This is a genomic window from Pseudomonas sp. SYWMCR5, from assembly GCF_057197165.1.
Window position 1 is genome coordinate 1 of sequence record NZ_JBXUNH010000003.1, and the last position, 15728, is coordinate 15728.

Sequence of the window (15728 nt, forward strand, 5' to 3'; positions counted from 1 at the left end):
GAGGGTTTGGCAAAGGCGCCGCACCGGGTAATCCGTCGAGTGCTTCTTGATGAAGGCGTACTTCAGCCGCACTCCTTTGCAAAGTACGCGGCGGCCTTCTTTAAGATGTCTCGCTCTTCCGTCACGCGCTTAAGTTCGGCGCGCAGCTTGCGCAGTTCGGCTTGCTGGTCATCGTCTTGCTGACGCTGCTCTTGGGGTTTGCTGTAGAGCTTGATCCAGGCGTAGAGGCTGTGAACGGACATGCCCAAGCGCTGGGCGACATCGGCGACAGGCTTGCCTTTTTCGATCACTTGCTTGACCGCTTCGATCTTGAATTCTTCGGGATAACGCTGACGACTCATGGCACCTCCTATTTGGACCTCATTATGAGGCTTGGAGGTGTCTACGAAACCAGGGGCGATTCAGTGGGAACATCTTCCCAAGAATAGGATTTAAGCTCAAAACCCGCTTCCAGCGCACCTTTGTAACTCCAGCCTCGCAGTGAACTTCCGTCGGGTATTTCATACGTTTCGTCCATTGCCTGCCTCCGTGATTGGTCTGCTTATAGAAGCTGTGCACCGACATTCCCATGGGGGGGGTGACTGCCGCCAAACGAATTGGATGAACTTCACAATGCCCGACCGATACAGGAAGACGAGGCAGGACCGGATGCCAGAGACTCACAGTTAACGCTTACCATAGAACCCTGCGATCTCAACAATCTGGGAAAAAACACCACGAAACCCTGAAAAATCAATGTTTGAATACGGCGGGGCACCACTCACGATGTAATCGGCAAACTTATTTTTTGGAAGAGCAACGTTTCGTCGCTCGACCATGTCAATCACGTTATCATCATATATAAGCGACTGTTTATTAATTCGGCAAAAGAGATGTGCCTCCCCTTTGAAGCAGCCGAGCGAGTCGAACTCATCCTTTGAATATAAACGCCGACCTTGAGCGTCGGGAATATATAGCTGTGAGTCATTATAGAGATGCTCGATGCAAATAATATCAGAGTCTCTGAAATCTGGCACCGGGATGATTAGGCTAAAAACGTTGTTGGTGTGATCGCGATAATTTCCAGGAGACCCACCCATTTCGGTTATGATTGGGCGCTCGTCGCGGTCGAATATACAGATTGTCAGATGCTTTTGAGGAGCCTCACTTAAATGCTCGCAGAGCGCTTTAAGCACAGAGCTCCCAGGCTTACGAGTATTCCTAAAAGTAAGATTAAGATTAGTGAACTCGCCACGTGCCTTAAAAAATTTTAGCGCTGTTTCAAGATGCTTACAGTCTGTTATCCCTTCCGTGTATACGTGAATTTCATCAGTGAGCGACCGGAGAATCTTTCTTTCATCAAGACGATAAGTGGGGTCCAGAGACTGAAGCTTCTTCGCCAAGGTCAAGAATACCGGATCGTTGTAACCCTTGACGTGGCCAATGTGATTGATTTTTCCTCTAATTACCCAGCTTAGCCTCGGCAAGGAATCACCCCACCTGTTGCGATCATCTATGCGTTCACGCCAATATTCTTCAGCTTGCTTTAAATCGTATTTATCCCACGCATAAAGGGCTGCTCGGACTGACTTAATATACTCTTTGGGTACATTGAGCTTACGATTTACAATCACGCCAGTAGCCAATTGCCTTTCAGCTCGGTTGCGTAAAATCGTCTTACCGTGGTTTAGCTGAAACCCAGCGCCCCCAATTATCTCAAGGACCTCATCGCTGAGTTTCACTACTCCATTGGAACCGCGCTCAGCGATGGCTGATGGAAATAAGCTACCATTATTTGAGATGAAAACATCGTCGGCATAACGTGTGTAATAGCATTTATTCTGCGACGCAAGCTCTTTCAGTTTATAATCAAGGCCGCGACACAAAATATTACTGATTATCGGACTGGTTGGGGCGCCTTGGGTTAACCTGCCGGCATTGGTACAAAGCCGAGCGATTGTCTCCGCTACAGGTTTGGAAAAATTGAAAGGAGGATGACGAAAAAGGCCGGCTACCCGTACTGCGGAGATAGTATGAAAAAAATCTTTGAGATCAAATCGCAATAACCATCGCTGGTTGGTGTGAACTGCGGCGTGCTCAACGATACCCCTGCCTTTTACATAGGCAAAAACGCAACTGCGCGCCTTATAATTAGGCTCGATAAGCTTTACAATACTTTTTTGGATATCTTTGAGACCCTTTACAGGAGCCTCAATCACCCTTACTCCGCCATTCCGCTTAGAGATATTGAAGGTTTTATATTTGCTTTCTTCAGCAAGATAATAAGCATAATAAGTGAGTTTATTCACCGAAATGCCCAATAAGGCCGCTAATTCTTTATTCGAAGAAATACTGATCTTAGGAAACTGACCGAAAGGTAGCGATGCGTCCATTGCAAAAGCCTGAATAGGGGGTGGGTTACTCAGGACTCCAACATCCGCCAAAGTGCACGGCGGCGCGACGCGAAGCGTCAAAGGTAAAAGCGCTACAAGCTGAGACGTATACATCTCAGAAATGCGAGTCCTGAGCCCCGGCTAAATACTATCGAGAAGGGATTGATAGGGCAAGCTGCTCGTTCCGAGGCATAACCTGCGACAGAGCGGCAGGCTTCGACATTGCTTTAACCTTGATCGAGCGCGAGGCCAGCGGCCTCGCGTTTGAAACCAGCGGAAAAAGAACGACGCTGCTTGGTAAGCAGGCACCTCAATCTAGCGACCATTCTCGCCTAACCGAGTGTCCGGAATCGTTAGACCACGACAGTCTCAGCCTGTGTCAGTAAAGGATACTGCTCTCGGATATCGCTGATTGAGGCATCGTGCTCAAGTACAGTTAGGTAATCTCGCTCTGCATTGGACAGCAGGTGGTGTGTGCGGTGAATTTTGACTCCCGCGATCATGTGAGAGACACCCTTCGATTTGATCTCCCACACTTTGATCCATGGCTTATAGGAGTCTCTGACTCCACATCCACGACCCGATTGAATTTTTTTATCTATTTTTGCCTGGGTCATCAGCTTGCGATGCGCAGCCTTGACCGGAGCTAGTGGCATGGATGCCATAGGTCGAGTCGCTCAAAAATGGGCGACCCGCTCGACGGGGACGAGGACAAGTGTCGTGCACAGGGGACACCCCCAGAGAGCGGGCTGAGCCAGGACAACAGTCACAGCGGTGAGTAGAGGATTGTCACCCGAATCTTCGAGGCCTGGCTCCGGCCCGATGTGCGGTCAGAGCCTGCCTTGTGACAACCTTTATTACGTTGTGACAACCTTTATTGTTATGTGACAACCTTTATTATTCAAAAACACCACCATCTGCTCAGCGCAACCGCTTACTCCACCGTCACCGACTTCGCCAGGTTACGCGGCTGGTCGACGTCAGTGCCTTTGAGCACGGCCACGTAGTACGACAGCAGCTGCAGCGGGATGGTGTACAGGATCGGTGCCAAGGCATCGATGATGTGCGGCACCTTGATCACGTGGGTGCCTTCGCCGTTGCCCATGCCCGACTGCTCATCGGCGAACACCACCAGCTCGCCGCCACGCGCGCGGACTTCCTGCAGGTTCGACTTGAGCTTTTCCAGCAGCTCGTTGTTCGGCGCAACAGTGACCACCGGCATGTCGGCATCGACCAGCGCCAGCGGGCCGTGCTTGAGCTCGCCAGCGGGGTACGCCTCGGCGTGGATGTAGGAGATCTCCTTGAGCTTGAGCGCACCTTCCATCGCCACCGGGTACTGGGCGCCACGGCCGAGGAACAGGGTGTGGTGCTTGTCGGCGAACAGTTCGGCGGTCTTCTCGACCACGCTGTCCATCGCCAGGGCTTCGCCCAGACGCGTCGGCAGGCGGCGCAGTTCCTCGACCAGCTCGGCTTCGACGCCCGCTTCGAGGCTACCGCGTACCTGACCCAAGGCAAGGGTCAGCAGCATCAGCGAGACCAGCTGGGTGGTGAAGGCCTTGGTCGAAGCAACGCCGATTTCCGGGCCGGCCAGGGTCAGCAGGGTCAGGTCGGATTCACGCACCAGCGAGCTGATGCCAACGTTGCAGATCGCCAGGCTGCCAAGGAAACCCAGCTCCTTGGCGTTGCGCAGCGCGGCCAGGGTGTCGGCGGTTTCGCCCGACTGGGAGATGGAAACGAACAAGGTGTCCGGCTGCACCACCACCTTGCGATAGCGGAACTCACTGGCGACTTCGACCTGGCACGGAATACCCGCCAGGCTTTCCAGCCAGTAACGGGCGACCATGCCCGCATGATAGCTGGTGCCGCAGGCGACGATCTGTACATTGCGCACCTTGGCGAACAGCTCGGCAGCCTGTGGACCGAACGCCTGGACCATCACGTGATCCTTGCCCAGACGGCCTTCGAGGGTACGCTGCACCACCGACGGCTGCTCGTGGATTTCCTTGAGCATGAAGTGGCGATAGGCGCCCTTGTCGGCCGCCTCGGCGCCTTCGTGGTACTGCACGGTCTCGCGTTGCACCTTGCTGCCGGCCTGGTCCCAGATGCTCACCTGGTCGCGGCGGATTTCGGCGATATCGCCTTCTTCCAGGTACATGAAACGGTCGGTGACCTGGCGCAGGGCCAACTGGTCGGAGGCGAGGAAGTTCTCGCCATGGCCAAGACCGATCACCAACGGGCTGCCGCTGCGCGCGGCCACCAGGCGGTCGGGCTGCTTGACGCTGATCACCGACAAGCCATAGGCACCGTGCAGGCGCTTGACCACCGCCTTGAACGCGTCGGTCAGGTCGGGAATGCTCTTGAGGGTGTGGTGGATCAGGTGAACGATCACCTCGGTGTCGGTCTGCGAGGTGAATACATAGCCCAGGCCCTTGAGCTCTTCACGCAGTTCCTCGTGGTTCTCGATGATGCCGTTGTGCACCACGGCCACTTCCTGGCCGGAGAAATGCGGGTGGGCATTGTGCTCGGTCGGCGCGCCGTGGGTTGCCCAGCGGGTGTGGGCGATGCCCAGGTGACCGTTGAGTGGCTCGGCAGTCACCGCGGCTTCCAGCTCGCTCACCTTGCCGATGCGGCGACGACGATCGAGCTCGCCCTGCTGGGTGATGACGGCCAGGCCCGCGCTGTCGTAACCGCGGTATTCCAGGCGCTTGAGGCCCTCGATGAGGATGGAGGTGATATTGCGCTCGGCGACTGCACCGACGATTCCACACATGGTCATTGCTCCTGGCTGATCGCGGCGCAGATCAGGTTGATGCCGCGGGCTTGAATCTGTTCGCGTGCCGCTGCGGGCAGGCGATCATCTGTAATAAGGGTGGTAACGCTGCTCCAGGGCAGCTCGAGGTTGGGGATCTTGCGTCCGACCTTGTCCGATTCGACCATCACGATCACTTCCCGGGCCACTTCCGCCATCACCCGGCTCAGGCCGAGCAGTTCGTTGAAAGTGGTGGTGCCGCGGTTCAGGTCGATGCCGTCGGCACCGATGAACAACTGGTCGAAATCGTATGAGCGTAGTACCTGCTCGGCGACCTGGCCCTGGAACGACTCGGAATGCGGGTCCCAGGTGCCGCCGGTCATCAGCAGCACCGGTTCGTGCTCGAGCTCACTGATGGCACGGGCCACGTTCAGGGAGTTGGTCATCACGACCAGACCGGGCTGGCGGCCCAGTTCCGGGATCATCGCGGCGGTGGTACTGCCACTGTCGATGATGATGCGTGCGTGCTCACGGATGCGTCCGACAGCGGCTCGGGCGATGGCTTTCTTGTAGCTGGAAACGGGCTGAGCGGATTCGCCAAGCATCTCCTGCGGGACGGGCACCGCGCCGCCGTAGCGACGCAGCAGCAGGCCGTTGGCTTCCAGTGCGGCGAGATCCTTGCGGATGGTCACTTCCGAAGTTTCGAAACGCTTGGCCAACGCGTCCACACTCACCTCGCCCTGCTCGGCGAGCAAGGCCAGGATATTGTGGCGGCGCTGGGGGGTATTTCGTTTCGACATAAGCTTGTAAGTTTCGGTTCGAAAGATAATGGTTGCAATCAAAACCTAAGATGAAGGATTCGTCAAGCAGCGAATAGACTTACCTGGCAACGCTACTCCCTGTGGGAGCGGGCTTGTCCGGCAATAAAAAAGCCGACTTACTCACATAAGTCGGCTTTCGATCGAAACGTCTGTGGATAACTCAGCTTTTCTTGATCTTCTCTGGCCGTTTCCAGCCATCGATGTTGCGCTGACGCGCGCGGGCTACTGCCAACTGAGCGGCTTCGACCGACTGGTTGATGGTCGAGCCCGCCGCAGTGGTGGCGCCATCCTTGATTTCCACAGGCGCAACCAGCGAGTTGTTCGAGCCGATGAACACATCTTCGCCTAGGACGGTCTTGAACTTGTTCGCGCCATCGTAGTTGCAGGTGATGGTACCCGCGCCGATATTGGTGCGCGCACCGATCTCGGCGTCGCCCAGATAAGTCAGGTGACCGGCCTTGGCGCCTTCGCCCAGACGGGCGTTCTTCAGCTCGACGAAGTTACCCACATGGGCCTTGGCTTCCAGTACGCTGCCTGGGCGAAGGCGAGCGAACGGGCCGGCATCGCTGCCCTCGCCCATCACCGCACCTTCGATGTGGCTGTTGGCCTTGATCACGGCGCCCTTGCGCAGGGTGCTGTTCTTGATCACGCAGTTCGGGCCGATCTGCACATCGTCTTCGATGACCACCTTGCCTTCGAGAATGACGTTGATGTCGATCAGCACATCGCGCCCCACGATCACCTCGCCACGCACGTCGAAGCGCGCGGGATCACGCAGGGTCACGCCCTGGGCCATCAGTCGGCGTCCTTCGCGCAACTGGTAATGACGCTCGAGCTCGGACAGTTGCAGACGGTCGTTGGCGCCCTGCACTTCCATCGCGTCATGGGGCTGTTCGGTGGCAACCACCAGGCCATCGGCCACGGCCATGGCGATCACGTCGGTGAGGTAGTACTCGCCCTGGGCGTTGTTGTTGGACAGACGCCCCATCCAGTCTGCCAGACGCGCGGCCGGCATCGCGAGGATGCCCGTGTTGCCTTCCTTGATCGCTCGCTGTGCATCACTGGCGTCCTTGTGCTCGACGATGGCCGCAACCTGACCTTGGGCATCACGCACGATGCGGCCGTAACCGGTTGGATCCTGCAGGGTGACGGTCAGCAGGCCGAGTTGCTGTTCATTGACCTTGGCCAGAAGCCGCTCGAGCGTGCCCACCTCGATCAATGGCACGTCGCCATAGAGCACCAGCACGGTATCGGCGGTGATCGCCGGCAGTGCCTGGGCGACGGCATGGCCGGTGCCAAGCTGCTTGTCCTGCATGACGAAATTCAGGTCGTCAGCCGCCAAGCGTTCACGCACCAGCTCTGCACCATGGCCGATGACCACATGGATGCCCTTTGGCTGCAACTGTCGCGCGCTGTGGATAACATGGCCAAGCATGGAATTACCAGCAACCGGGTGCAGCACCTTGGGCAGCGAGGAGCGCATACGGGTGCCTTGGCCTGCGGCGAGAATAACGATATCGAGGGACATTGACTGGCTACCAATCCTGGGTGGTCAGGGATGTGACCGAAGGCGAAAATTCGGAAAAGAAAAAGGGTAGCCGAGGCTACCCTTTAACTCAATCGCAACGCAGGTTACCGGGAGGACCGGATCACTTGCCCTTGCGCAATTGCTGGACAGTACGCAGCTGAGCTGCAGCCTCGGCCAGACGTGCGGCAGCAGCGCCGTAGTCGAAGTCCGAGCCTTTAGTGTTCAGCGCGTTCTCGGCAGCCTTGAGGGCTTCCTGAGCCTGAGCTTCGTCCAGGTCGGCAGCACGTTGCACGGTGTCGGCGAGAACCTTGACCATGTTCGGCTGCACTTCGAGGAAGCCACCGGAGATGTAGAACACCTCTTGAGTGCCACCCTGCTTGGTCAGCGTGATCGGACCCGGCTTGAGATTGGTGATCAGCGGCGCGTGGCCTGGAGCGATACCCAGATCGCCCAGGTTGCCGTGCGCTACTACCATCTCGACCAGGCCGGAGAAGATCTCTCCCTCTGCGCTGACGATGTCGCAATGGACTGTCATAGCCATCTGCTTGCCTCAACCTGATTAGCGCCCCTTGCGGGGCGCCGGGATTACAGTTTCTTGGCTTTCTCGATCGCTTCGTCGATGCTGCCGACCATGTAGAACGCTTGTTCTGGCAGGTGGTCGTAGTCACCTTTGAGGATGCCGCTGAAGCCAGCGATGGTGTCCTTGAGCGGAACGTACTTGCCTGGCGAGCCGGTGAAGACTTCGGCCACGAAGAACGGCTGCGACAGGAAGCGCTGGATCTTACGAGCGCGGGCAACCAGTTGCTTGTCGGCTTCGGACAGTTCGTCCATACCCAGGATCGCGATGATGTCCTTCAGCTCTTTGTAGCGCTGCAGAACATACTGAACGCCACGAGCGGTCTCGTAGTGCTCGGTGCCGATCACGTTCGGGTCCAGCTGGCGCGAAGTCGAATCCAGTGGGTCTACCGCTGGGTAGATACCCAGGGAGGCGATGTCACGGGACAGAACGACGGTGGCGTCCAAGTGGGCGAAGGTGGTCGCTGGCGACGGGTCGGTCAGGTCGTCCGCAGGTACGTATACGGCCTGAACGGAGGTGATCGAACCTTCCTTGGTCGAAGTGATGCGCTCTTGCAGAACGCCCATCTCTTCAGCCAGGGTCGGCTGGTAACCTACTGCCGAAGGCATACGGCCCAGCAGTGCGGATACTTCAGTACCGGCCAGGGTGTAACGATAGATGTTGTCGACGAACAGCAGAACGTCGTTACCTTCGTCACGGAACTTCTCAGCCATGGTCAGGCCGGTCAGCGCAACGCGCAGACGGTTTCCTGGTGGCTCGTTCATCTGACCGTAGACCAGCGCTACCTTGTCGAGAACGTTGGAGTCCTTCATCTCGTGGTAGAAGTCGTTACCCTCACGAGTACGCTCACCCACACCAGCGAACACGGAGTAACCGCTGTGTTCCATGGCGATGTTACGGATCAGTTCCATCATGTTTACGGTCTTGCCGACACCGGCACCACCGAACAGACCAACCTTACCACCCTTGGCGAACGGGCAAACCAGGTCGATAACCTTGATGCCGGTTTCCAGCAGGTCGTTGCCGCCTGCCTGGTCAGCGAAGGAAGGCGCTGGCTGGTGGATACCGCGACGCTCTTCTTCGCCGATCGGGCCGGCTTCGTCGATCGGGTTGCCGAGGACGTCCATGATACGGCCCAGAGTGGCCTTACCAACTGGAACGGAGATGGCCGCGCCGGTATCGACGACGTCCAGACCGCGCTTCAGGCCTTCGGTCGAGCCCATCGCAATGGTACGAACCACGCCGTCGCCCAGCTGCTGCTGAACTTCCAGGGTGGTTTCCGCGCCTTGTACTTTCAGCGCGTTGTAAACACTCGGCACGACGTCACGTGGGAATTCCACGTCGATGACGGCGCCGATGATTTGAACGATACGTCCGCTACTCATAGCTGGATCCTCTGAATTTTTGAACCGTTAAACCGCGGCAGCGCCGCCGACGATTTCCGAGATCTCCTGGGTGATCGCAGCCTGACGCGCCTTGTTGTAGATCAATTGCAGCTCTTTGATCAAATCACCGGCGTTGTCTGTGGCGTTCTTCATGGCGATCATCCGGGCCGCTTGTTCAGCAGCGTTGTTCTCGACCACCGCCTGGTACACCTGCGACTCCACGTAACGCACCATCAAGCCGTCCAGCAGCTCTTTTGCGTCGGGTTCGTACAGGTAATCCCAGTGATGCTTGAGATCCTGATCCGGGGTTGCCACCAACGGTACCAATTGCTCGACCGTCGGTTTTTGGGTCATGGTGTTGATGAACTTGTTCGAAACCACCGAGAGGCGATCGATACGGCCATCGAGGTAGGCGTCCAGCATCACTTTGACGGAGCCGATCAGATCGTTGATCGATGGCTCTTCGCCCAGGTGGCTGATCGCGGCTACGACGTTGCCGCCAAAGATGCGGAAGAAAGTCGCACCCTTGCTGCCGATCACGCACAGGTCGATTTCCACGCCCTGTTCGCGGTTTGCGCTCATGTCCTTGACCAGGGCCTTGAACAGGTTGGTATTCAAGCCACCGCACAGACCACGGTCACTGCTCACCACGATATAACCGGCGCGCTTTACAGGGCGCTCGATCATGAACGGGTGGCGGTATTCCGGGTTGGCGTTGGCCAGATGACCGATCACCTGGCGGATACGCTCCGCGTAAGGACGGCTAGCAGCCATGCGCATTTGTGCCTTGCGCATTTTGCTGACCGCCACTTTCTCCATGGCGCTGGTAATTTTTTGCGTGCTTTTGATGCTCGCAATCTTACTGCGAATCTCTTTTGCGCCTGCCATGTATCACCTATCAGGTTAGCAAGCGGGGGCCGGAGCCCCCGCTGCGGCTTACCAGGTCTGGGTGGCCTTGAACTTCTCGATACCGGCTTTCATGCCAGCGTCGATTTCGTCGTTGAAGTCACCTTTCACGTTGATCTTGGCCAACAGCTCGGCGTGATCACGGTGGAAGTAGGCGATCAGCGCTTGCTCGAAGCTGCCGACCTTGGAGACTTCTACGTCAGTCAGGAAACCACGCTCAGCGGCGTACAGCGACAGAGCCATGTCAGCGATCGACATTGGCGCGTACTGCTTCTGCTTCATCAGCTCGGTAACGCGCTGACCATGCTCCAGCTGCTTGCGGGTAGCCTCGTCCAGATCCGAAGCGAACTGGGCGAATGCAGCCAGTTCACGGTACTGAGCCAGTGCGGTACGGATACCGCCGGACAGCTTCTTGATGATCTTGGTCTGAGCGGCACCACCTACACGGGATACCGAAACACCGGCGTTCACTGCTGGGCGGATGCCCGAGTTGAACATGGCCGATTCCAGGAAGATCTGACCGTCGGTGATCGAGATCACGTTGGTCGGAACGAACGCGGAAACGTCGCCAGCCTGGGTTTCGATGATCGGCAGGGCGGTCAGGGAACCGGTCTTGCCAGTCACTGCGCCGTTGGTGAACTTCTCGACATACTCTTCCGAAACGCGCGATGCACGCTCCAGCAGACGGGAGTGGAGATAGAACACGTCGCCTGGGTACGCTTCACGTCCTGGTGGACGGCGCAGCAGCAGGGAGATCTGACGGTAGGCAACAGCCTGCTTGGACAGGTCATCGTAGACGATCAGGGCGTCTTCACCGCGGTCACGGAAGAACTCGCCCATGGTGCAGCCGGCGTATGGCGCCAGGAACTGCAGTGCGGCGGATTCCGAAGCACTGGCAACGACCACGATGGTGTTGGCCAGGGCGCCGGCTTCTTCCAGCTTGCGAACGATGTTGGCAACGGTGGAACGCTTTTGGCCGACAGCAACATAAACACAGAAAATACCGGAGTCTTTCTGGTTGATGATGGCGTCGATGGCCATGGCGGTCTTGCCGATCTGGCGGTCACCGATGATCAGCTCACGCTGGCCACGGCCGACTGGGATCATGGCGTCGACGGACTTGTAGCCAGTCTGTACAGGCTGGTCTACCGACTTACGCCAGATCACGCCTGGGGCCACTTTCTCGACCGCGTCGGTCTGAGTGTTGCCCAGAGGACCTTTACCGTCGATCGGGTTGCCCAGTGCGTCAACGACGCGACCCAGCAGTTCCTTACCAACCGGAACTTCCAGGATGCGGCCGGTGCACTTGGCGCTCATGCCTTCGGCGAGGGTGTCATAGGCACCCAGGATCACTGCACCTACGGAGTCTTGCTCCAGGTTCAGTGCCATGCCGAATACGCTGCCAGGGAACTCGATCATTTCGCCGTACATGACGTCGGCCAGACCGTGGATCCGCACGATACCGTCGGATACCGAAACAACGGTACCTTCGTTACGGGCTTGGGAGCCGACATCGAGTTTCTCGATGCGACCCTTGATGATTTCACTAATTTCGGAAGGATTGAGTTGCTGCATTGCTCTGCTGCCCCTTCAAACTCAAGATTTCAATGCTTCGGCCAGTTTCGCGATCTTGCCGCGAACCGAGCCATCGATTACCAGGTCGCCGGCGCGGATGACGACGCCGCCGATCAGGCTGGCATCCTCCGACGCGTGCAGGCGCACTTCCCGGCTGAGCCGTGCACTGAGAACCTTGGCGAGTTTGTCTTGCTGTTCTTGGTTCAACGCAAAAGCACTGGTGACTTCCACGTCCACGGATTTCTCTTGCTCGGCCTTGTACAGGTCGAACAGAGCGGCGATCTCCGGCAGAAGCAGGAGACGGTCGTTTTCCGCGGCAACATGAATGAAATTCTGTGCCTGTACATCGAACTTGTCACCGCACACTTCAATGAATGCGGCGGCCTTTTCTGCGCTAGTCAGTTGCGGGGCCTTGAGCAGGCGCTGCATGGTGCCGTCTTCCGACACCGCAGCAGCCAGGCCGAGCATGGCTGACCAATTGGCCAGTTGCTGCTGGGCCTGGGCGTGCTCGAAAGCTGCCTTAGCGTAAGGTCGGGCCAACGTGGTCAGTTCTGCCATGATCGCCCTCGCTTAAATTTCAGCGGCCAGTTTGTTAACCAGCTCCGCATGCGCGTTTTGATCGATTGTGGCGCCAAGGATCTTTTCAGCGCCGCCAACGGCCAGGGCACCCACTTGGGCACGCAGGGCGTCTTTGATGCTGTTGAGTTCCTGTTCGATCTCGGCTTGAGCCTGAGCCTTCACACGGTCAGCTTCGACGCGAGCCTGATCACGGGCTTCCTCGACAAGCTGAGCAGCGCGTTTCTTGCTTTGCTCAATGATTTCGGCTGCCTGTGCTTTTGCTTCACGCAGTTGCTGACCCGCTTTCTCTTGGGCCAGCTCCAGGTCGCGAGCTGCGCGGTTGGCAGCGTCCAAGCCGTCGGCAATCTTCTTTTGGCGCTCGTGCAGAGCAGTGATGACCGGAGGCCATACATACTTCATGCAGAACAGCACAAAAATCAGAAAAGCAACGGATTGGCCAATCAGGGTTGCATTAATGTTCACGCCAACACCTCGCTCGGTCTTTGTCCATCACACCAATCAACTCGTAGGAACGAGTGATTAGCCGGCGATCTGACCAACGAAGGGATTCGCGAAGGTGAAGAACAGAGCGATACCAACACCGATCATGGTTACGGCGTCGAGCAGACCGGCAACGATGAACATTTTGACCTGCAGCATCGGAACCATCTCAGGCTGACGAGCAGCGCCTTCCAGGAACTTGCCGCCCAGCAGGCCGAAACCAATGGCGGTACCCAGAGCACCCAGGCCGATCAGCAGAGCAACAGCGATAGCGGTCAGACCAACTACAGTTTCCATCTTTCCTCCCGACTTTTACGTCGTATTGGTTAGGTTTTTTAATTGAAGCGGTAAAACAAATCGTTTGAAACAACTGCCCTTGCGGACTTTTTCAGTCTTCCCCCCGAACAGGCGGGGAAGACTATCAGACACGCCAGGCGGTCTTAATGGTTATCTTCGTGCGCCATCGACAGGTAGACGATGGTGAGCATCATGAAGATGAATGCTTGCAGAGTGATGATCAGGATGTGGAACACGGCCCACGCCCACTGCAGCACCACACCTAGGCCGCTCAGCCAGAGGATGCCGGTGCCGAACATCACGGCGATCAGGATGAACACCAGCTCGCCGGCATACATGTTGCCGAACAGTCGCAGTGCCAGGGAGATCGGTTTGGCGATCAGGGTGACGAATTCCAGCAGGAAGTTCACCGGGATCAGCAGGATCTGCACGAAGATGTTCTTGCTACCGAACGGGTGGAGCGTGAGCTCGCCGATGAAGCCGCCGATGCCCTTGACCTTGATGCTGTAGAAGATGATCAGCGCGAACACGCTCAGGGCCATGCCCAGGGTGGCGTTCGGGTCGGTGGTCGATACGGCGCGGAACGGAATGTGCGGATCGCCCGAGATCAGGATCGCCAGCTGCGGAATCCAGTCGACCGGTACCAGGTCGATGGCGTTCATCAGGAACACCCAGACGAAGATGGTCAGGGCCAGCGGTGCGATGACCGGGCTACGACCGTGGAACGAGTCTTTCACGCTGCCGTGAACGAAGTCGACCAGTACTTCGACGAAGTTCTGCAGGGCACCAGGCTGACCGGAGGTCGCCTTCTTGGCCGCCATGCGGAAGATGAACAGGAAGATCAGACCCAGTGCAACGGACCAGCCCAGGGTGTCCAGGTGGAATGCCCAGAAGCCCATTGCCTTGGCTTCGGCAGCCGAATGGGCCAGGCCCCAGCTGCCGTCTGGTAGTTGACCGTAGGTCAGGTTCTGCAAGTGGTGCTGGATATAGCCCGAAGCGGTTTCTGCTGCCATGGTTGCCTCAAACGCCCTAAGGTCTCGAAAGTCTTTTATTCATCAGCAGTGGCGCGAACCAGCTGACCGTGAGAGTCAGCAGGAAGACGCCGAATACTGCTAACGGCGCCAGTGGCTTCACTCCTGCAAAGGTCAGTGCGAACAGCACTGCCGTCAAAATCAATTTGCCTGCCTCGCCTGCGTAGAACGACTTGACGATGGCCTGCGCCGCCCGGGCTCCGCTGAAGCGAAAAGCCTTCCAGGCGAAATACACGTTGGGCAGCCAGCCGATCAAACCTCCACAGAGGCCCGAATAACCGCTGACCTTGCCCTGCCACTGCCACAACACCAACGTTGCCAGCAATAACACCCCAAATTGAGCCAGCAGTACCGGGAAAACCGCCCAGCGATGGAAAGGCAGGCGGTTTGGCGTGCGGATTTCCATCAAAACTGCTCCTCGAAAGTCGACTGCCCAGTCAGCTATGACTTGGCATAATTTGTGCCGACAAAATGCGCGCAGAGTATAGGGGTGGATTAACCCCTATTCAACTCTTGGGTAGTGATTTCCGACTGCGCGCTACAACGGGAATTGTTTCAGCGGATGTGAGCAAGTACACCCTGAAGCTCGTCGAGGGAGTTGTAGCGGATGACCAGCTGGCCCTTGCCCTTGTCGCCATGGCGAATCTGCACCGATGAGCCCAGGCGCTCTGCCAGCCGCTGTTCCAGCCGGGCGATATCCGGATCAGGTTTGCTCGATTCCACCGGCTCAGGCTTGCCGTTGAGCCACTGACGGACCAGTGCCTCGGTTTGGCGCACGGTGAGGCCTCGTGCGACAACATGTCGCGCCCCTTCTTCCTGCCGGCTCTCCTCGAGCCCCAGCAAGGCGCGCGCATGGCCCATTTCCAGGTCGCCGTGGGCGAGCATGGTCTTGATCGCCTCAGGAAGGCTGATCAGGCGCAGCAGGTTGGCCACGGTGACACGCGACTTGCCCACGGCATCGGCCACCTGTTGCTGAGTCAGCTCGAACTCCTGCTGCAACCGCTGCAGGGCAAGGGCTTCTTCCAGCGGGTTGAGATCCTCGCGCTGGATGTTTTCGATCAGCGCCATGGCGATGGCGGCTTCGTCCGGCACCTCGCGGACCATGGCCGGGATAGTGTCCAGGCCTGCCTGCTGGGTGGCGCGCCAGCGACGCTCACCGGCGATGATTTCGTAGCGGCCTTCGCCAATCGGGCGAACCACGATCGGCTGCATCACGCCATGATTGCGGATCGAATGCGCCAGCTCCTCCAGCGCCTCCGGGTCCATGTCACGGCGAGGTTGGTACTTGCCACGCTGGATCAGTTCGACCGGCAGGCGCTGCAGTTCCTTCTGGTCGACCGTGACAGCCTGCTCTTCGAGCGCGCTGACGGAAGGACCACTGAGCAGTGCATCCAACCCACGTCCGAGACCGCGTTTCTTGATGGCCAT

At 57.7% G+C, this 15728-nt stretch carries 14 protein-coding genes and 1 pseudogene; all 15 read right to left on the reverse strand.

What is annotated here, in order from left to right:
* Nucleotides 1–341: pseudogene (locus tag AC2CGW_RS10380) on the reverse strand (transposase); the annotation flags it as partial.
* 324 nt (nucleotides 342–665) lie between these two features.
* Nucleotides 666–2372, reverse strand: a complete 1707-nt coding sequence (locus AC2CGW_RS10385; RefSeq protein WP_484574022.1) for a reverse transcriptase domain-containing protein — start codon at nucleotides 2370–2372, stop codon at nucleotides 666–668.
* Nucleotides 2373–3306: 934 nt separating this feature from the next.
* A complete protein-coding gene (gene glmS / locus AC2CGW_RS10390; RefSeq protein ID WP_186670171.1) occupies nucleotides 3307–5142 on the reverse strand; it encodes a glutamine--fructose-6-phosphate transaminase (isomerizing) in 1836 nt (611 codons plus the stop codon).
* A gap of 2 nt (nucleotides 5143–5144) precedes the next feature.
* Entirely contained in the window at nucleotides 5145–5921 is a 777-nt protein-coding gene (locus AC2CGW_RS10395; protein ID WP_288377688.1) for a DeoR/GlpR family DNA-binding transcription regulator, read from the reverse strand.
* 181 nt (nucleotides 5922–6102) lie between these two features.
* Complete coding sequence (gene glmU / locus AC2CGW_RS10400; protein ID WP_186670173.1) at nucleotides 6103–7470, reverse strand: bifunctional UDP-N-acetylglucosamine diphosphorylase/glucosamine-1-phosphate N-acetyltransferase GlmU; 1368 nt, start codon at nucleotides 7468–7470, stop codon at nucleotides 6103–6105.
* Nucleotides 7471–7591: 121 nt separating this feature from the next.
* Nucleotides 7592–8011: a F0F1 ATP synthase subunit epsilon gene (locus AC2CGW_RS10405; protein ID WP_054893003.1), complete on the reverse strand. Its 420-nt coding sequence runs from the start codon at nucleotides 8009–8011 to the stop codon at nucleotides 7592–7594.
* Between the two features lie 44 nt (nucleotides 8012–8055).
* Entirely contained in the window at nucleotides 8056–9432 is a 1377-nt protein-coding gene (atpD, locus tag AC2CGW_RS10410; RefSeq protein WP_186670175.1) for a F0F1 ATP synthase subunit beta, read from the reverse strand.
* A gap of 27 nt (nucleotides 9433–9459) precedes the next feature.
* Nucleotides 9460–10320, reverse strand: coding sequence for a F0F1 ATP synthase subunit gamma (gene atpG, locus AC2CGW_RS10415; RefSeq protein ID WP_003253195.1), 861 nt, complete (start codon nucleotides 10318–10320; stop codon nucleotides 9460–9462).
* A 48-nt stretch (nucleotides 10321–10368) separates the two neighbouring features.
* Nucleotides 10369–11913, reverse strand: coding sequence for a F0F1 ATP synthase subunit alpha (gene atpA, locus AC2CGW_RS10420; RefSeq protein ID WP_054893006.1), 1545 nt, complete (start codon nucleotides 11911–11913; stop codon nucleotides 10369–10371).
* 21 nt (nucleotides 11914–11934) lie between these two features.
* A complete protein-coding gene (locus tag AC2CGW_RS10425; protein WP_054893007.1) occupies nucleotides 11935–12471 on the reverse strand; it encodes a F0F1 ATP synthase subunit delta in 537 nt (178 codons plus the stop codon).
* 12 nt (nucleotides 12472–12483) lie between these two features.
* On the reverse strand, nucleotides 12484–12954 hold the full coding sequence (locus AC2CGW_RS10430; protein ID WP_054893008.1) for a F0F1 ATP synthase subunit B: 471 nt from the start codon (nucleotides 12952–12954) through the stop codon (nucleotides 12484–12486).
* 57 nt (nucleotides 12955–13011) lie between these two features.
* Nucleotides 13012–13269, reverse strand: coding sequence for a F0F1 ATP synthase subunit C (atpE, locus tag AC2CGW_RS10435; RefSeq protein WP_003097235.1), 258 nt, complete (start codon nucleotides 13267–13269; stop codon nucleotides 13012–13014).
* A 143-nt stretch (nucleotides 13270–13412) separates the two neighbouring features.
* Complete coding sequence (gene atpB, locus AC2CGW_RS10440; RefSeq protein WP_054893009.1) at nucleotides 13413–14282, reverse strand: F0F1 ATP synthase subunit A; 870 nt, start codon at nucleotides 14280–14282, stop codon at nucleotides 13413–13415.
* 16 nt (nucleotides 14283–14298) lie between these two features.
* Nucleotides 14299–14706: a F0F1 ATP synthase subunit I gene (locus tag AC2CGW_RS10445; RefSeq protein WP_054893010.1), complete on the reverse strand. Its 408-nt coding sequence runs from the start codon at nucleotides 14704–14706 to the stop codon at nucleotides 14299–14301.
* 149 nt (nucleotides 14707–14855) lie between these two features.
* The gene (locus tag AC2CGW_RS10450) at nucleotides 14856–15728 is read right to left on the reverse strand and encodes a ParB/RepB/Spo0J family partition protein (protein WP_054893011.1); all 873 of its coding nucleotides are present in this window, start codon (nucleotides 15726–15728) and stop codon (nucleotides 14856–14858) included.